General features: G+C 40.3%; 13 protein-coding genes and 1 pseudogene. 7 read left to right on the plus strand and 7 right to left on the minus strand.

What is annotated here, in order from left to right; translation table 11 throughout:
* Positions 1-85: 85 nt before the first annotated feature.
* From murD to AACU32_RS15545, 3 genes and pseudogenes are all read left to right on the plus strand, one after another.
* The gene (gene murD / locus AACU32_RS15535) at positions 86-1,456 is read left to right on the plus strand and encodes a UDP-N-acetylmuramoyl-L-alanine--D-glutamate ligase (protein WP_096600909.1); all 1,371 of its coding nucleotides are present in this window, start codon (positions 86-88) and stop codon (positions 1,454-1,456) included.
* Between the two features lie 363 nt (positions 1,457-1,819).
* A pseudogene (locus AACU32_RS40735) lies at positions 1,820-2,146 on the plus strand (hypothetical protein); the annotation flags it as partial.
* A 201-nt stretch (positions 2,147-2,347) separates the two neighbouring features.
* Complete coding sequence (locus AACU32_RS15545; RefSeq protein ID WP_096600913.1) at positions 2,348-5,131, plus strand: beta strand repeat-containing protein; 2,784 nt, start codon at positions 2,348-2,350, stop codon at positions 5,129-5,131.
* Between the two features lie 251 nt (positions 5,132-5,382).
* On the opposite strand, the gene AACU32_RS15550 is transcribed toward AACU32_RS15545, so the two are convergent.
* On the minus strand, positions 5,383-6,948 hold the full coding sequence (locus AACU32_RS15550) for an NB-ARC domain-containing protein (RefSeq protein WP_096600915.1): 1,566 nt from the start codon (positions 6,946-6,948) through the stop codon (positions 5,383-5,385).
* A 120-nt stretch (positions 6,949-7,068) separates the two neighbouring features.
* Positions 7,069-8,985 carry a serine/threonine-protein kinase gene (locus tag AACU32_RS15555; protein ID WP_096600917.1) on the minus strand — a complete coding sequence of 639 codons (1,917 nt, stop codon included), beginning with the start codon at positions 8,983-8,985 and terminating at the stop codon, positions 7,069-7,071.
* Between the two features lie 713 nt (positions 8,986-9,698).
* Between AACU32_RS15555 and AACU32_RS15560 the strand changes: the two genes are divergently transcribed.
* The 4 genes from AACU32_RS15560 to speD all read left to right on the plus strand — a co-directional run bounded on the left by AACU32_RS15560 (position 9,699) and on the right by speD (position 13,734).
* A complete protein-coding gene (locus AACU32_RS15560; protein WP_096600919.1) occupies positions 9,699-10,691 on the plus strand; it encodes a DUF4178 domain-containing protein in 993 nt (330 codons plus the stop codon).
* 2 nt (positions 10,692-10,693) lie between these two features.
* On the plus strand, positions 10,694-12,187 hold the full coding sequence (locus AACU32_RS15565; RefSeq protein WP_096600921.1) for a spermine synthase: 1,494 nt from the start codon (positions 10,694-10,696) through the stop codon (positions 12,185-12,187).
* A gap of 31 nt (positions 12,188-12,218) precedes the next feature.
* Positions 12,219-13,250, plus strand: a complete 1,032-nt coding sequence (locus AACU32_RS15570) for a lipid II:glycine glycyltransferase FemX (protein WP_096600923.1) — start codon at positions 12,219-12,221, stop codon at positions 13,248-13,250.
* A 91-nt stretch (positions 13,251-13,341) separates the two neighbouring features.
* Positions 13,342-13,734: an adenosylmethionine decarboxylase gene (gene speD / locus AACU32_RS15575; protein ID WP_096600925.1), complete on the plus strand. Its 393-nt coding sequence runs from the start codon at positions 13,342-13,344 to the stop codon at positions 13,732-13,734.
* Between the two features lie 172 nt (positions 13,735-13,906).
* On the opposite strand, the gene AACU32_RS15580 is transcribed toward speD, so the two are convergent.
* The 5 genes from AACU32_RS15580 to AACU32_RS15600 all read right to left on the minus strand — a co-directional run bounded on the left by AACU32_RS15580 (position 13,907) and on the right by AACU32_RS15600 (position 19,141).
* The gene (locus AACU32_RS15580; protein ID WP_339377940.1) at positions 13,907-14,527 is read right to left on the minus strand and encodes a hypothetical protein; all 621 of its coding nucleotides are present in this window, start codon (positions 14,525-14,527) and stop codon (positions 13,907-13,909) included.
* A gap of 400 nt (positions 14,528-14,927) precedes the next feature.
* Positions 14,928-15,053 (minus strand): hypothetical protein, encoded by a 126-nt coding sequence (locus tag AACU32_RS15585; protein WP_339377941.1) that lies wholly within the window; start codon positions 15,051-15,053, stop codon positions 14,928-14,930.
* Between the two features lie 236 nt (positions 15,054-15,289).
* Positions 15,290-16,231, minus strand: coding sequence for a sensor domain-containing diguanylate cyclase (locus AACU32_RS15590; protein WP_096600929.1), 942 nt, complete (start codon positions 16,229-16,231; stop codon positions 15,290-15,292).
* A 95-nt stretch (positions 16,232-16,326) separates the two neighbouring features.
* Complete coding sequence (locus tag AACU32_RS15595) at positions 16,327-18,555, minus strand: TOMM precursor leader peptide-binding protein (RefSeq protein ID WP_096600931.1); 2,229 nt, start codon at positions 18,553-18,555, stop codon at positions 16,327-16,329.
* Between the two features lie 55 nt (positions 18,556-18,610).
* Positions 18,611-19,141 (minus strand): tail fiber domain-containing protein, encoded by a 531-nt coding sequence (locus AACU32_RS15600; protein WP_096600933.1) that lies wholly within the window; start codon positions 19,139-19,141, stop codon positions 18,611-18,613.
* Positions 19,142-19,198: the final 57 nt, after the last annotated feature.

Genomic DNA, 19,198 nt, shown 5'->3' on the forward strand with positions numbered 1-19,198 from the left:
AAATCCACACAAACTACGTGTAATTTTTGCCAAGAAACGCTACGATCAGTAATGCTTAACCAGGGAACGGTGCTACTTACAATCTATGCCTAGAGCTTCTATCATTGGATTAGGAAAGTCCGGTATTGCTGCGGCGAGATTGTTGCAAAGGGAAGGCTGGGAGGTCTTGCTATGCGATCGCAATACCTCCGAAACCCTCCTTAAACAACAACAAGAACTTGCTACAGAAAAAATAACAGTGAAACTGGGGTATTCCCTAGAATTCAATGATGCCGATTTACCACAATTAATAGTTGTCAGTCCGGGAGTGCCTTGGGATATTCCTGTATTAGTCAAAGCACGAGAATTGGGTATTGAAACTATTGGCGAAATGGAGTTGGCTTGGCGCTATTTGCAAACTCGTCCCTGGGTTGGAATTACCGGCACCAATGGTAAAACTACCACCACAGCTTTAATTGCCGCGATTTTTCAAGCTGCTGGCTTAGACGCTCCCGCCTGCGGTAACATTGGCTACGCAGCCTGCGAAGTTGCCTTAGCCCAAAAACTGCCAGATTGGGTAATTGGTGAAATCAGCAGCTATCAAATAGAATCTTCTGCTACCCTAGCCCCACGGATTGGTGTGTGGACAACTTTCACCCCAGATCACCTCAGCCGCCACAAAACTTTAGATAATTACTACAACATCAAAGCCCAACTGTTGCATCAATCGCAATTGCAAGTGTTCAATGGCGATGATGCCTATTTAAGCAAAGTAGGCTTGAGTGAATGGCCTGATGCCTATTGGACAAGCGTCAAAGGTAAAGATTACCTGATAGGCGACAAAGGTTTTTACATTGAAGATGGCTGGGTTGTGGAAAAATTGACTGCAACCTCCACACCACAACCCATTGTAGAAGTATCAGCTTTGCGGATGGTAGGAGAACATAACCAACAAAATCTCCTGATGTCAGTTGCAGCAGCGCGGTTAGCAGAAATCGATCGCGATGCTATTTCCCGTGCAATTCGCGAATTTCCCGGCGTACCTCATCGTTTAGAACATATCTGCACTTGGGAAGGTATTGATTTTATCAACGACAGCAAAGCTACCAACTACGATGCAGCAGAAGTTGGTTTAGCATCTGTGAACAGTCCCGCAATTTTGATTGCTGGTGGCGAAGCCAAAGCCGGTGATGACACAGGCTGGTTAGCCAAAATTCAAGCCAAAACCGCCGCCGTCTTACTAATTGGTAACGCCGCCCCTGCATTTGCGCAACGGTTGCAAGAGGTGGGGTATTCTAATTATGAAATCGTCGAAACGATGGAGAATGCCATCCCCAAATCCGCAGAATTAGCCAAAAAGTACCAAGCCTCAGTAGTATTACTCTCGCCAGCTTGTGCCAGTTTCGACCAGTATCCCAACTTTGAAGTTAGGGGCGATCGCTTCCGTCAGCTTTGTTTAGAGTTTGCCAAAATATAGACAAATCTACAATTTTAGTTGACATTTTAAAAACAATTTTAGGGCAGCTTCGACCGCGTAACTATGTTTCAGCTTTTAAATAATGCCCTTGTAATATCATGTCCGGGTAATTAGTTATGATGCCGATATTCATTGCACCCCACCCCCTAACCCCCTCCCCGCAAGCGGGGAGGGGATACAAAGCACAGCTTTGTTGGGGTGAGGTTCTTTGGGTTTAGTTTGGTAACTTACATGTACCCCGTGACAATCACCCAGCGCTTGTATCTGATTTAACTGCGATCGCTTTCCTCGCCAACAAACAACAGAAGCCGCTATCCTTAACTCAATAGCGGCTTTCCTCAACTCAATAGTGGCTTTCCTCAACTCAATAGCGGCTATCCTCAACTCAATAGTGGCTATTCTCAACCCAATAGTGGCTTTCCTCAACTCAATAGTGGCTTTCCTCAACTCAATAGTGGCTTTCCTCAACCCAATAGTGGCTTTCCTCAACTCAATAGTGGCTTTCCTCAACTCAATAGTGGCTTTCCTCAACCCAATAGTGGCTTTCCTCAACCCAATAGTGGCTATTCTCAACTCAATAGTGGCTATTCTCAACTCAATAGTGGCTTTTCTAATAGACATCTGGTGAAAATGAGCGTAGAGACCGTAAATTTACGGTCTCTACAAGGGTTTTGGGCAACGCAGAATTAATTTCTGGAGATTTCTATTCGTCTGTTTCATTAAATTAATGCGATGAACCACTAGGGGTGGTGTGAAGGTAGCTTAACTGAACTTTTCTCTGAACAATTATCTGAGCCAAAACTGAGGTTTGAACTCATATTTGCTTTAATGATAAACCTTTAATTGTCATTAATTGTTCAAATTACCTATTTTTAATGGAAGGAAAGTAAAATGGCTACTCAGATTTTGAACGTCACTACCACAGCCGATCAAAATGATGGTAATGATAAGGATCGTAATAATTTATCTCTGCGGGATGCGATTTTAATTGCTAATGCGAATCCGACTACTGATTATGAAATCCAGTTAACAGGAGGGACAAATTACAACCTCACATCAAATGGAATTAATGAAGATAAAGCCTCCACAGGAGATTTAGATATTACAAATCGCAGTAATGTACTTTATATTGTGTCAGTTGGTGGGCAAGCAACTATTAATGCCTCAAATTTATTAAATAGCGATCGCGTTTTTCATGTACTGGCTGGAGGAGCATTAAGCTTAAAGAATGTAGTCGTTACGGGCGGCAAGACATCTGGTTTTAGTACTAGTGACGGTGGAGGCATTAGGGTTGATTATAATGGCGCTCTCGATTTGTACAACACTACCATCAGTGGCAATAGTGCAGAGAGTAGCGCTTGGGGTGGCGGTATTTATAACGATGGTACAGTCTACTTGCGAAATAGTTCTATCAATAACAATAAAGGTAGCAACGGTGGCGGTATCCTTAACTCTGGCACTCTGATTGCGACTAACTCCACCATCAGTAATAACACTTCAGGTAGTGGAGGTGGCATCTACAACTTTGATGCCTTGACGGTGATCAACACTACAATTAGTAATAATAGTGCAAGTGGCAGTGGTGGCGGTATTCAAGGTAACAGTAGCTCTGGCTCTATTGCTTTAGTTAACACAACAATTAGTGGAAACACTGCAGGAAGCGCTGGCGGTGGTATAGATTCTGCCGGGGGCAACGTTATAAATGTACTTAATACCACAATTACCAATAATACGGCGGGAATTTTAGCAGGAGGTGGAATTTACGGCAGTGCCAATTTAAAGAACACAATTGTTGCCGGAAATTTTCGTAATTATAATAACCAGGTGACAAGCAGCGATATTCAAGGGACAGTTAACGGCAATAACTATAACCTAATTGGCTCTCTAGATGGAGCCAGTGGCACTATAGGCACAGGTACAGATATCGTTAACCCCAACCCCGGACTCGGCCCCTTACAAAACAACGGTGGACTCACCCTTACCCATGCTCTCCTTCCTGGTAGCCCAGCTATTAACGTCGGTAACAGTGCCTTAATTCCTGCTGATACACAAGACCTTGATGGCGATGGAAATACAACAGAACCCATTCCCTACGATCAACGCGGTTTAACGCGGGTTGTTGGCAGTAAAGTGGATATCGGCGCGTTTGAGGTACAAGCAGCTACCTTACCCAGCCTCAGCATCAAAGATATTTCTGTTACTGAAGGCAACACAGGAACAACCAACGCTACCTTTACTGTGACTCTTTCTGCCGCCAGTACCTCTGCTGTCACAGTTAACTATGCTACTGCTAACGGCACAGCTACAGCAGGTAGTGATTATACAGCCACCACAGGTACATTAACTTTCAACCCCGGTGATACCAGTAAAACTCTCAATGTTGCTGTGGCTGGTGATACAACATTTGAACCGAACGAAACCTTCTTCGTCAACCTTAGCAATGCCACTAATGCCACTATTGCTGATAATCAAGCATTAGGAACTATACTCAATGATGATGCAAATCTTCCTAATCTCTCCATTAATGACATTACTGTTGTCGAAGGTCAAACTTCGCAAGCTGTCTTAACTGTCACTCTTAGCAGTGCCTCTAGTCAAGCAGTCACAGTTAAATATACTACAGCCCCTGGAACGGCTACTGCCAATGCAGACTATACCACCAGCAGTGGTACTTTAACTTTTGCTGCTAATACTACCACTGCCAAAATTACTGTTCCCATCCTCAATGATAATCTCAGCGAAGCCAACGAAACTTTTCAAGTTAACCTTTCTAGCCCTACCAATGCTAATTTACAAAAAGCTTCTGGAACTGTTACCATAACTGACACTTTGCAAGCTAGTACCACCACAACCTTAGCTGATGGAATTGAGAATTTAACTCTCACGGGAACGAGCAATATTAACGGCACTGGCAATAGTGGCAATAATATTTTCAGGGGTAATAGTGGCAATAATATTCTGGCTGGTGGTGTTGGGAATGATACCTATGCATTCAATGCTTCCACCCCATCAGGTAGCGATACTATACAAGAAACTAGCACAGGCGGCAATGATACTATCAGCTTTAGTGGTACTACTACTGATGTCCGGGTGAATTTGGGTGTGATTACTACACAGACAGTCAACAGTAACTTGAAGTTGACTCTATCTGCTAATAATGTGATTGAAAATGCGATCGGTGGTAGTGGAAGCGATCGCCTGATTGGCAATACCCTCAATAATAGCCTCAATGGGGGCAGTGGCAATGATGTGTTAACAGGTAGAAGTGGTGCAGATACTTTAATTGGCGGGGCGGGAAATGATATTCTTTCTGGTGGAGCAGATAGCGATCGCTTTTCGTATAGTAGTGGACGAGCTTTTACCAGTAGCGATTTTGGTGTTGATACCCTGACTGACTTTACATCTGCTAGCGACAAGTTGGTGTTGAGTAAACAGACTTTTACCGCTTTGACTAGTGTTATCGGTGATGGATTAAGTCAAGCCACTGATTTTGCTACCGTAGATGACGATGGTTTAGCTGCAACTAGTACCGCATTCCTAGTTTACAGCGTCGGTAGTGGCAGTCTTTACTATAACCAAAACGGCAGTGCGGCTGGATTCGGTACTGGTGCGGAGTTGGCTAATTTGCTGAGTTTGCCGAGTTTGACTACTGCTGATTTTGCGATCGTTGCTTAATACTAATACCATAATTGGGAGGGGCGGGAGATCGTACATTGGTGTCAACTTAACGTGAAACCTTTGTCAAAACATGATTTTGCATTTTCTCGCATCCCATCAAGATCCGCGTTACCCCACCCCAGTTTTGTCTAAAGCCAAAACGTCCCCTCCCCGCTTGCGGGGAGGGGATTGAGGGGTGGGGTAAAACGCTTGTGGGATAAGCGATTGAACTTAAGTTAACACCAATGGAGATAATACTCCCCCTCAACCTAACTCGATACCGAAATCAAATGTGAAATATTTTGGTAGGCATACCCGTGAGACAATCCTTTATCCGCCAATAGTGACAAAACTTTTCTCAGTTGATTTTCAAGTTCCTGCTGACTACGAAAGTGAGTCGATAGCATTCTTTCAATAGGTTTAACAATCCGCCTTATTTGCTCCTGATTAAGTTCTTTATCTTCTGGGTACTCCGTAATGAAAGCATGAGTAACAAACAGTTCATAACCATTAATGGTACTATTCTGAAATACTTGGATAATCTGTGCGTAATTCTCGGCAATAAATCGCTCATGACTATATTTTAAAATAACTGGCTCTAGTATATATTTTATGGGTAGTTCTTCTATGTTTTTAGCTATTAAAGAATGCCTAGAGATTAAAGTATTTACAGTCTCAAATAACTGTTGATAAGTTAAAAATTTCTTACTATCTTGTACTAATTGATTCCACAAGGCTGTATTGCGTCTGATAGCTACCCAATAGATTACATTTATTTCTGCTGGTGAAAGTGTTTCAAATTGCTGATTTAAAAAAACAGTGGTTAATTCATCAATAACAAGTGTAACTTCATCATTATTTATAAAGGGTGATATATCACCATGAAAAACATTATGAATGCTTTGGATAATTCTCTTAAGAATCCACGGATTGTTATAACGCTCACTAAATTTATCGAGGTCAATATCTGTGCCAAACAAACCTTCTGCAATTAAAAACTCATTTACATCTTCCTTCGCAAGAGGTAACAGTTTTTTAGAACTAACAAATTTTCCTTCTAATATTGCAATATTGTTAGGTTTTTTTCTACTCAGTAACAATAAACAGCTTTGATGAGGTTCTTTAGCAATTCTCTCTACAAATACATTATACTTGATATAATCTTCGCTAGAACTGTCCATAATTTCTTCCCAAGCATCTAGCACTATTAAACATTTTTGATGATGCAAATACTGCATGATTTGGGAAATATCGCCTTCTTCTTCCTCACCTTTAAAGAAAAATTGCATTAGTCTGATTAAGATTTTGTGAAATGGTGGTGATGATTCTAGAGAAAGCCAGATTAAGCGATTATATTTGTCAGCAATTCTATCTACTAAATGACGAACTAAGGCACTTTTGCCAATTCCCCCCATTCCGTGAACAAGAACTAACCGACAACGTTTTTGAATCAGCCATTGCTCAAGTTCAGCTAACTCTTGCTTACGTCCATAAAAATTAACAGGAGGTTCTTCATCCAAATCCCTATTAGTATCTGCTTCATTTTCTGCTACATCTTCCCAATTCAAGTCCAGCACTTGACAAAAAGTTTGAAAAGTAGAAGCAGTAATACGCTCCCTTGCTTCGCGAAAGCGTTTCAAAGTAGCTGGTGCTACAACACAATGGTCTTCGGAAACATTATCCCAGTTCTTATCTGGTTGTAAAATCTTACTTGCTTCTCTGAGAAATATTTCATTTATATCTGTTGTTTTATGTCTCATGGTTAGCCTTTTCCAGGCTTCCTTGATGAGTTGTTTTCCGCGTTGAGAGGCTTTAAGAGAGGGGCGTTCAGGCATAAATTCCAAATTTATATGTAAAAATTAGATTGTTACACAGTATTGCTTGTCTACAAAGCAATATATTCCTGCTACTCGACTACTGTGATGCCAGTTATCGTTCAGAATTCTCATCGTTTTTTAGTAGTTCGGGCACAATTTTGGTAGTTGCCAAATTTTAATAGTCTTGTCGGCACTAGCACTAAAAAGTGTTTTGTTATCTGGACTGAAAGCAACAGCCCAAACTTCCTTTTTATGCCCTTTGAGGGTGCATATATCTTGTCCTGTATTCGGGTTCCAGATTTTAATAGTGCGATCGTCGCTACCAGTAGCAATCTCGTTACCATCTGAGCTAATAGCAACAGCATTCACATCGGCTGAGTGTCCCATTAAAGGAGGGTGTCGCTCCCATCCGTCACTCAAATTCCATATTTCAACTTTCCTATCATCGCTGACACTAACAAAAAATCCTTCTTTGTGGTTAATCGCAACTGCATTAACATCACCTGAATGCCCCATTAAAGTATGTAATAATTCACCAGTTTGTAGGTTCCAAATCTTGACAGTTCTATCTGCACTAGCACTGATCAGTTCTTGATTATCCGAGCTAATAGCAACCGACAAAACAGCTTTTTGATGTCCTACAAGGGTACGAATTTCTTGCCCCGTCTTCAAATTCCAGACTTTGATAGTTTTGTCATAACTACCGCTGACGATAGTTTGATTATCGGCGCTGATGGCAACAGAATTGACTATATCTTTATGACCCTTCAAAGTGTAAATTTCCTGGCCTGTGTTCAAATTCCAGACTTTGATAGTTTTGTCATTACTACCACTAACAAGAGTCTGAGCATCTGGACTAATAGCAAGAGTGTAAACTTTGTCTTTATGCCCTTTAAAAGTGAAGATTTCTTTTCTATTTTGTAAATTCCAGATTTTAATAGTTTTGTCATCACTGCTACTAGCTAATATTTCCTTGATGTCCTTAGAAAAGATTGAGCGGATAGGGCTAATGGCAAGAGAATTTACTTCACCTGAATGCCCATTGAGAGTAGTAATGGGGTTCGATATGTCGTCCCCATTGAGAGTAGTAATGGGGTTCGATATATCGTCCCAATAATGACGGAAACCTACTAGAAAAACAGTGGTAATTACTCCTATTCCTAGTACAAGTAAACTTTTGCGTGATAATGGCAAAGGTTCTGTAGAAGGTGGTGAAGTTGGTGTTGGTGCGGCTAGAGCATTGAGTGCTACTAACGCCTCAGATGCTGACTGGTAGCGTTGATTAAAGTCGCAGCGCACCATATTGCTTAAAAAGTCTGCTAACTTATCGCTCACCTGTGCATGATTGCGCCAAATAATTTCACCTGTATTGTCTTTACGTAACTGTTGCGGTAGCAAGCCTGTAAGAGCTTGAATACCAATTATTCCCACAGCATAGATATCGCTGCATAATCTGGGGTCACCATTAGCTTGTTCATTCGGCATATAGCCAGGGGTTCCCACCGCAACCGTGAAGATGCTTTGCCCTTGTTGATTCACTCCTACTAAAGTGCTGATTTTCTTAATACTTCCAAAGTCAATTAGAATAATCTTGCTGTCTTTCTTACGACGTATCAAATTTTGGGGCTTAATATCACGGTGAATGATGTCGTCGTTGTGAACAAAGACCAACACTTCCAAAATTTCTTGCAACAGTTTAATGACTGCATTCTCACCAAGACTTTGGGGAGCTGATGGTATTTCGTCAGCCAAGCTGAACCCGTCAACAAATTCCTGAACCAGATAAAATTCATGATTTTCTTCAAAATAGTCTAAAAATCGCGGAATCTGGTCATATTTATTGCCTAAACGCCGTAAAATCTGTGCTTCACTATCAAACAGTCGTCTTGCAACTTTCAAAACTGAGGGAAGAGGATTTTTCGGCTTGAGATGTTTGACAGCACACTTTGGATGGCTCGGTAAGTCCCAATCTTCAGCTAGATACGTGTCGCCAAAGCCACCGCTGCCTAGTAGTCTGATAATCTTGTAGTGATTTCGGAGTATTTTTCCAATCATTCTGTAAATCTCAAACTCTTAGATTACTGACTAATCAAACTTCAGATGAGGATACAAATTAACTTTTGATTAGCCGAACTTTTCTTATACAGGTATACATCTTAACAACGACTACTTGGGTGTACTTCAAGGGTATGTTTCTCAAGATTGTTTTGTAAGTAAGATTTGCGATCGCACTACCAATGACCAGAACCATGTAATACCTTATTTATCACTATCTTACCTAGATAATATTACCTAATTTCTGGGAAAAATCTGAAAATATTCAAAGTCTTGGATCTGATGTAAATGAAGTCACTAGACCGAAAAGTTATACGTTAGCGATCGCGTAGCGTCTCGTCCCTTGCGCATCTCCCCTTGGGAGAAGAGAAGCTCCGCGATCGCAGAAGTTTTCGGTCTACTAATTTTTTATGTTGCGACGAGGAGTTTTTAGGCAAAGTTTGTCAAGCGTGTAACTTTCTGTATGGATATGTACTTAACTTAACTGAACTTTTTCTGAACGATTATCTGAGCCAAAACTGAGTTTGAATTTATATTTGTTTTAATGGTAAACCTTAATTCATAAGTCTAAGTATGTAACGAAAAGTAAATTAACCTAAAAACTCTGCCTTTATTCAACGATAAACATTCATACCCACCTATTTATTACTCAATGAGTCATTTAATCAAATGTCAACGCAACCTCATAGCTTTACTACTCGTGGAGGGGAGCAATGTTTAGTTTAGATGTCATCTGTTGGAACATTTTATTAGGCATTGTAATTAGTATTAGCGCCCCATCTCAAGATGTTGCCAACGCTCAAGTTACTTCCTATAGCACTTCACCTTACACCATAGCTGTAAAGCAACAGCGCAGCCCTTTCAAGATAATTAGAGGAACCAAAGTTAGTGAAAAAGCGTTTGACAGCTTGCAAAAGTTTTCTATATTTAATGACAGTACTAGCTTCTTCACAAATGGTGCAAATATTCAAAATAATATTAGTAAAGTTGCAGGAAAATCAGTTTTTGAGATTGATGATTTAATCCATGCTAACCTTACAGCTAATCTTTTTTTAGCTGCGGGAACTCAATCGGTTGCTCACAAAACTCAGCTTGAGGAATTACACCCAGGAGATCATGTAAAGTATGAGGGTGTAGAATGGCGAGTTCAAGCTTATGGTACTTACAAAGATCCACAAGGCTATCAGACTCAAGAGTGGTTACTTTCATCTTCAGATAATCAAAAACGTTACTTACAGAAAGAATACAACCCAGAAATACCCAAAGACCCAATTCATTGGTATTTTAGTGAGGAAATTGTTGAGGCGCAAGTCTTAGAGCCAGGAAACAGTAACAATCTTATTCCCAGTGTGTGGCGGGATATGCAAGACAAAAAGACCCCACAACACGAACTAAACGCTTTAAATCGCACTTACTTGTTTGATTTCCAGACTAGCGGTACTTACAGTGATCAAGATGGTACTTTACCTCGAATTACTTGGGACTATTGGGACAAAGACCATAAATGGAATTTAGAATTAGAAGCATTTCCTGAGCAAGAATTGCACGTATATTCTGCTCAAGAAGTAAATCCAGAGATATTTAGTATTTTGGCATCAAGTCAGAAGGGTAAAACTTTTCCCATTGGGAAAGCAATTTTGGCTACATCTATGATAGGTGGGGGAATGGTAATGAGACACAAAGCAAAGAGAACAGGAAACCTATAAAAATGCCAATCTCTCTATTTGTTAAAAATTGCAGTGACGGTTTAGCTTTTTATATCAATGGTGATTTGCAGTTTGATACTACTGATGAAGCTATTTATCATGAACTGTTAGTCATTCCCGCCGTTGCTTTAGCAGTGGAACGATTTCCCGACACTGAACTTCGTGCCGTTATTTTTGGCGGTGGAGATGGGTTAGCATTAAAACAAGTGCTACGTTTTCCTCAAGTTAGTGAGATTACTTTGGTAGACCAAAGCTTGGAGGTTCTACAACTTGCTCGGACTGTTTTTCAACCTTTCAATCATAGCAGCATGGAAAGCGATCGCCTAACAGTCTATGTAGAAGAAGCTTTAAATTTTGTTTCAAAACTAGCTGACTGTAGCTATCATGTGGTTATCTGCGATTTTACTTATCCTAGAACTGCTTCAGACACAAGTATTCACAGTCTAGAATGGTATCAGCAGGTGCAGCGTATTCTATATCCAAAAGGCATTTTGAGTGTCAATGCTGTATCACCGGAACTCACTCCTCAAGGTTTTTGGTGTTTATATCAAACACTGTTAAAATCCGGATTTACTGCTAAACCTCTCCAAGCTGTTATTCCCTCATTTGTGCAACATATTCATGGGATTTGGGGATTTTTTCTGGCTTCTACTGTGGTTATTAGTAGCTCAGAAGTCCAAGCAATGTCAATGCCAGAGAATCTTGAATTTCTCACCCCATCCCGTCTTTGGCAAGCCTTTATCTTTGAGCAAAGAATAGCTGCAACTCGTCACCAACTAACAATTAACACTCTTGACTGTCCGCAGTTGTTTTACTACCTATTAAATTCTGATGCTTGTGCAAGTATGCAGAATTCGGGAGAAACAGTAAATTTTTTAGATATTCAAGAAGCGAGTACAGGAAAAATAGGTTTAGTTAATCCCTTTTCAATAGCCGCAATCAGCCAACAATGGTTAGCTCAAATGCCTCAATCTCTGCAAATTATCCAAGGTAATTCACCAACTAATCTTGAGATTAGCCAATTTTTACCGATACAACATCTTAGTCATAATTCCCAAATGAACCTTGAATGGCTGAACGTTACTCAAAAGCTTGTTGGGACTGTTGACATATCACGTTTAGCACAAGCACTAGAAAGGCGAACAAAACAATTGCCACCTAATTTGCTTCCTAATGTACAGAGTTTTGCTCTCACTGCTCAAAAACCTCAAAGTTTACCCATGAATAAACTTGGTTTTGAGCCTATATTCGTTGTCATCATAGTAATTATTTTAATTGCGAATTTGTCTTCACGAGACTCTGCATTTGGCAAGGGTAACACAGACAATAATATCAATAACATTACCGATAATATTAACAGCATTAACAATAATTTCAATAGGCAAGAAATAGAATCAAATAGCGGATTAAATATTATTCGGATTGTAGGTTCAATCTTGATGGCATCTGGAGGTATTTGGTTATTAAAACTCTTAATTAACTATTTTTTTGGGTAAATAATTAGTAGGTGAGGAAATAGTTATTCAAATGCATTTAGATAATTCTCAATCTTTAACTGTACGCATCTTAAAGACAACAGAGTATAGCTTGTGGGATACCTTAGTTCAAGCTTCTGCTCAAGGATGTTTTATGCAGTCTAATGCCTGGGCTGATTTTAAAGAATTAGAAGGTTATCAAACTTTTCGCTACGGCTTATTTGTTGGACAGACATTAGTCGGTGGTTGCATTATTTATTTTTACCCTCATATCAGTGAAGCCAAACTGTTGTTGGCTCCAGGTGGCCCAATCTTACCAGTGAATTTGCTGCATACTGGGTTAAAGTTATTAATCTCCCAGGTAGAACAGTCGTTAGCACCACAGTTAGGAGCAATTGCCCTGCGGATTGAACCACTTTGGACACACTTGCCTCAAGGCTGTTCTGAATTTGTCCGCTCTCCTGTAGACTTAGTTCCCTCAGAAACTTTGTTGATTGATTTAAAACCAACTCTAACGGAGATCATGGCAGCTATGAAGCCAAAGGGACGGTATAACGTCCGCCTGAGTAGGCGTTATGGAGTTGAAACTCGATTTACCAAAGACTCTCAAGCAATTCCTTTGTTTTACGAAATTTTTTCCCAAACTGCACAACGTCAGCAATTTTTTAGTGAACCTTACAGCTTTTTCATCAACCTCTGTCAGACCTTGTTTGCTGCCAACATAGCAGAAATTGGCTTTGCCATCTGGCAAGGACAAATTTTGGCAGCTATTCTAGTTGTTTATTGGGGTGAACGTGCTACATACCTTTATGGTGGACGAAGTTCCAGCTATCCACAAGTGATGGCAACCTACGGACTGCATTGGCAAGCAATGCAACAAGCAAAAATGCGTGGGCACAAATTTTATGATTTCTACGGCTTTACACGCAACCCCAACCATGCTTATGCTAAATTTTCTCGCTTTAAGCGTCAATTTGGTGGTATTTGCACTACAACCATTGGCGCTCAAGATTATATTTTTTACGAACAGTTGGCTGATACTTTGATTCAAGTACTGCAACAACATCAGCAGGTTAAGCATTAATTTAAACTTATTGTTTTTACCAGAATAGATCCTGATAATCTTCACGGTGTCAATTATTGAGTTCCTCACATATGAGTTGGAGTGTACGAGAATGCTTTTTCAGACCCATGAGCAAGTCAAATTAACTGATGTTAAAGGCATTGGAAGTCATTTGTTTGCTGACCTCTACGGAGTAGATTCTTTATTACTTACAAATGAACTAGAACTGATGAGAATGCTTTTTGATGCTCTCATTTGTGCTAATTTCAACATCATTAAGCAATTTAGCTACAAATTTCCGAGCGGCGGTTCTGGGGTTACAGGAATGTTTTTGCTTTCTGAATCACACGCTGCATTTCATACATACCCAGAACAAAATTACATGGCTTTGGATATCTTTTCCTGCGGTCAAGCCGATCCACAAACAGCACTATCTATAGCGCTCAAAGTTCTTCAACCATACTCCTTCAAAATTAAAATGGAAAGACGTGGTAATGACTGCTAATTTTGGTTTCAAAGCTGAAAAATTTACTTCAGTAGCTGCTTGCACCTCAAGAATTGGACTTTGGATAAAAATCTGTACAGACGCGATTAATCACGTCTGTACAAATCTCCAATTCGTATACAAAATTCTTAACTGAACCCTATTGCCCTATCCCTTGCAGCCTTCCAAAGTATCAATGAACTTCTGGTAAGACTTTCGAGTTAGAGTAAATCTGTTTCCACGCTTTTACAGTATTCTTCCCGATTTCGTAATTCCAAGTCTCACCTTCTGTGGTGATGAGCTGAACCCAAATATTTTCTTCTGGACGACTAGATAGAAAAGCTTTTAGTTCTGGAGATACCTCTCCCCCAGTGTAGACATATTTCCGATCACCGAATTGGATTTCTTGGATATTGTATCTTTTGGAGAAGGATGTATAAACAGGTTCATAGTCGGTGTAAGAGATAGTGTTATAGACTCTATGCGTCTGGTGATGATGAGACCCATGATGAGACCCATGATGAGACCCATGATGATTTTCATCTCTATGTTCATCGTGGATGTACACTGTTCGAGGAACCTGCTTAAATTTTGTAACAGGGCGAGTCCCAGTCTGTTCCTGCCAGTGCCTGACGGCTTCGACACCAATAAAATCAGAACACCATGTCGAGTTGAAATCGATGGGGTGGTCATGGCGATCAGCAACGCATAATTTACCTTGGGTATTGGTGACAACTGACCAGGGTCCTTTAAAATCCGAATTTTGAAGGGGTGTAGAAACTTGAGCAGAGGCAACACCGACCTGAGTCACCAATCCAACAGTAGCTAAGATAGTGGCAGCTATTTTTTGTCTCATATAATCTTTCCTCCTATTTAAGCATGTAAAATTCACTTGTGATTGATACTGGTTTTTGCTGAAAATCAACTTAAATTGATATCTCTGTGCCGAGCTACAATTAAGGATTTATCATTAAAGCAAAATTAAAGTAAATATGAACCCAAACCCAGTTTTGGCTCAGAGAATTGTTCAGGGAAAAGTTCAGTTAAGCTACCACCTGACAATAATCACTGATACCTGTATTGCAGAGTTCTCAGTTACAGCTAACTTTCTGGAATTTCTTTGCTCAACTTAAGCAATGTCGAGCGATGCCTAGGTTGGGCTACGCCTACGCAACACATTACGATCAGTGGGCAAGGAACTTTCTGGGTGCAATTTATCTTGCTGCTGTCGTTATCTGGCTTAATTGATGACACGCCCTAGCTCTATTAGGTAATAAATGCGATCGCCTTTTGTCGCGATCGCTCTTGGTGGCAACGAGTTCGGCAAGAACCCGAATCATCGGCTAAAAATCTGCCCGCAGCGAACAAGCTCGGTTCTTGCAGACTGAAGCTCTTAGGTAATTCGACAGAAAAAAATCATCCCAACGTCAAGCAGCACGGATAATCAAATAGAGAGGGAAGCAGGCGCGAAGCACGGCTTCTTACCCGCGCACGATTATCATTTTCATCAAGACTATTTAGAGTATTTTAACTGGTTGACAAAATACGCTTTATCTTCATATCTCACCAGTGCAAGTTAACTTACATGATATCGGCTCTTACCAAACGCTTTGGCCTGATACATTGCTGCATCTGCTTTGCGTAACAATTCTTCAGGTGATTGTTCTGCATCTGAGATCATTGATATGCCAATACTTACTGAACAAGAAATTTTCTGCCCATTCAGTAACAGCGGTTGTTTGAGAGCAGTAATTACTTGATTGGCTATGCGAGTAGCATAACGAAAATTTTGCACATCTTCTAGGAGTATGACAAATTCATCACCACCAAGGCGGGCAATAAAATCTCCCCATCTGAGTGTGGCTCTGAGTCTCTGACTAATTTCAATCAGCAGTTTATCTCCAGCAGCATGACCGAAATTGTCATTGATGGCTTTGAATTCATCCAAATCGAGAAAAAGGATAAATGAACTAGAATCAAGATGATATTGCTGACAGGCGATCGCATAATCCAATTGCTGCATAAAGTAAGCCCGATTGGGTAACCCTGTCAGCGGATCATGCATGGCAATTCGGCGTAAATTATCCTCAATTTGTTTGCGCTCTGTAATATCGCGCACAATATTCAGTAAATAAGTGTTACCGAACCATTCTAAAGGCTTTACAGATAACAACCCTATGCGTTTTTCCCCAGATTTTAAACAAAATTCAATTTCTATATTTTGGAGACAATCTTGGGTTTTTAATTTTTTTTGAATTTGTGCATAACTGGCAACAGTCAACCCCATATCCAAGACCGTAATTGGTGAGCCAATCACATTTTCTCGACTGTAACCAGTGACATTTAAAAATGTTTGATTAATTTCTACGCAATAGCCTTTTCCTAAAGTAGTGACCAAAATCAAATCAGGATAAGAATCAAAAATATTTACAAAACTTTCTTGATAATTTGTGGCAATTAATTTGTGCCTTTCTGATGCAAATATCCCAGCTTCACAACTAGTTATTCTCAACTTCATATTTTAAATATATGGTATTATATAAATCCCGATTATTTTATTAATACCTATAAGATTGAATATTAGTTATCTGGGAAATATTCTTAATAGAAGTTTTACAGAAACATAGGAATTGGATTAAGCTGAGCTTCTTTTAGTTCTGCTTTTAACCATCCGAGGTTTACGGGTACTTTATATAGGCGACCGGGCGCAAACTGTGCCCAAAAGTGACGCAGCCCAGGAACAACTACTTTCACAACAGCCATCCCAATATCCGGGCGTGTTTGCTCAAGAACCAATATTTCCAACTTCTGTGCAGTAGCTAAATCAACGCAAGCTATCACATCTGTTTGCAAGTCATGACTGTGGTATGGAGAATAATCTGTATACATCTTAGGGATAGCATTGACATCAGGAGCTAAGTATGATTGATTTTCTAATGTCGCAGTTTGACACCAATGCTGCATATCTTGACGGGTAAACTTGGCAGGAGAATGAGGATTTCCGCCATTGGCAAGAAATACCATCTGATTCATTTCTGTAACAGCACGTAAGAGAGCAACTTTGGCATCGAAGTGAGTGCCAAACCCAAATAAAATATCTTCTGTTTTTTGATTTAAGCGTCGAGAAATTGCAGCAAATGTGGGAATATTTAAATCGGTAGTTAAGTCTAATACCCAAAAATCACGACCGATCAATGTATAGTATGTTTTTAATTGATGCAGATAAGGATCATCAAAACTATTGATATTAACCCCAGGTCTAGATAGACGGTTATACCACCATATTGCTACTGCATCCCGCTCTACTAACTCCATAAAGCCTTGGAGAATAGCTTCTTCTTTACAAGTTCCCGCAGCTGTGCCATTGGTATCTGCATAACAAAAGCAGTGATTTTCTGGAAGCTGATAGCCATAGTAACAATATGCTGTTGGCAAATACTTAAATTGTTGCTGGGTGAGTGACCAAATGGGCGACCATTCAATTTCTTGAGTTTCATCAAATGGGTCGGGTATCCATTGAATGATATGGTGTTGCTGATTCCAAGTTTGGCGATCGCGGTATTGATTGGCGCTATAGTGCATACATTCATCGGGATGAATTGCCAGTTCTTGAAGACTGGCGTAGGTAGCTTTCACCCTTGGTTCTTCTCCTGTATAGGTTCCACAATAGCGCTCAATTGCTTCTCCTAAGGCGCTCATCTTCGCTTGGGCTGCTGTTTTCCCTTTACCAAAGCTTTTATGGCGTAAATCCTCTAACTTTCTAGCTGTTTTCGGCAAACTATGCTCAACAACATAGGCGTGAATCAACTCGTTTTTCTCGAAGGGTTGAAATAAACTTCTGATCACGCCAGTCACTGAGCTAATGTGATGTTCGTAATTTTGAAAAGCTTGTTCTGCTAAACAACTACGATACCCACCATCATCACTCAACAGCTTTGGTTGACTAGTCAGCACCAATGGTGGAGGTTCCTGTTGCCGAAAATAGGCAGATTCACCGCAACAATGACATTGAGGACGACGAACTAAGGTATGGCGTTGTAGGTTGAGATTGATTAAATCAAAAGTTAATAAGGTTCCTTCTAGGGGATGCTGTTCTGGTTTACTTAACCATTTAGCAATTTCCGTCGCTGTCAAATTTAGCGCAGTTTGTACAGTTGAAGCTAAAGCAGCACGAGAAACAGGAAACGGGTTGAGGGTTTGTTTTTGCGCTTGCAGAAAAGACTCAACCTCACGATTCATTCTTAAACGTTGTGCTAGACATTCCCAACATCCTGTATTATCTGGTGTAAAGATGGGGCCAATCCAAATCACACTTCCCACAGGTTTAACTAACAGCCAAGAACGCTGCTGTTGTAAAGCTTCGCGGTTAAATGTTGCCAAATCAGGTTGGAGATAGTCATCTGTGAGGACAACCGCAAATTCCCCAGTATCAGCAATGGGAATGTTGAGGGATTCTAAAATGGCAGTTAATGGCTGTGATGTGACGCTACCAAAGGTAGTGAGAGCAACTTTAGCTGCTTTTTGGCGTTGAGTTACCAAGTTAGCATCTTGATTGAGCAGTCCCCAAAAAGCTGATTCAGCAGGTGGTGTATTATCTGCGTTGCTAATGTAACCTTTACGTTGCAACTGTTCTAAAGCATAGAGAATTTCATCAGCCGCAGCTTGTCCTTGCAATTGTTGAGTTATTTCTTCTAAAGTGTACAGTCCATTAAGTAGGGGTGCTAGTAGGCAGTATAAACGCCCATTCAGGACAAAATGCCCTTTTTCACTTAAGAGAAATACAGTTTTAGGAGGAGATAATTCAACATGAAAATGCTCTTGAAACTTCGGCTTGATGAGCATAATTTTGACAGTGCAATATAGATACAGTAAAGGTTGTTTCGTAAGGGTGGAGAACCTATTGCGGATTTAATATCAGTTGCTGTTGCATTTTGCTAATTTGCTGACGAAGGCGATTAATTTCTAGATTTTGTGCTTGCATTTTTTGGTAAAGTGCTTGAATGGCTGCTAAAGCTACACCATTGGCATCTACAGCATTGATTGTGCGATCGCTTTCGCCAATATTGAAAGTCGCTGCAAAGTCTTGCGCCATTGGGCCTATATGACGAATTGTTTCATCCTGGTTTTTATACTTCCAAGTGGTAATTGGTAAATCAGCAATACCTTGAAGAATGGCCTGGACATCAACCTCAGCTACAGCTTCTTTGAGATGGCGATCGCTCAGATAGCGGCCTGAGCCATTCGGGTCTAGATACAGAGTTGAGTTATCTTCTAACCCAGGAGCGTTTAGTGTTCCATCATTTACGGGAATTTCTTGTCCAGCAGGATTAATGTAGCCAGTACCGCCAACACAACTTGCTAACTCATCATCCGATAATTCTTCTATTAGACTGGCTGTGGATACAAGTTTTTGGTCATTAGTGTACATAATTGTTCTCAAAATTTAATAAAATTGGATTTGTACAATAACTCAACCAATCTGTTT

The organism is Calothrix sp. NIES-2100 (assembly GCF_963875285.1).
Taxonomy (GTDB): domain Bacteria; phylum Cyanobacteriota; class Cyanobacteriia; order Cyanobacteriales; family Nostocaceae; genus Aulosira.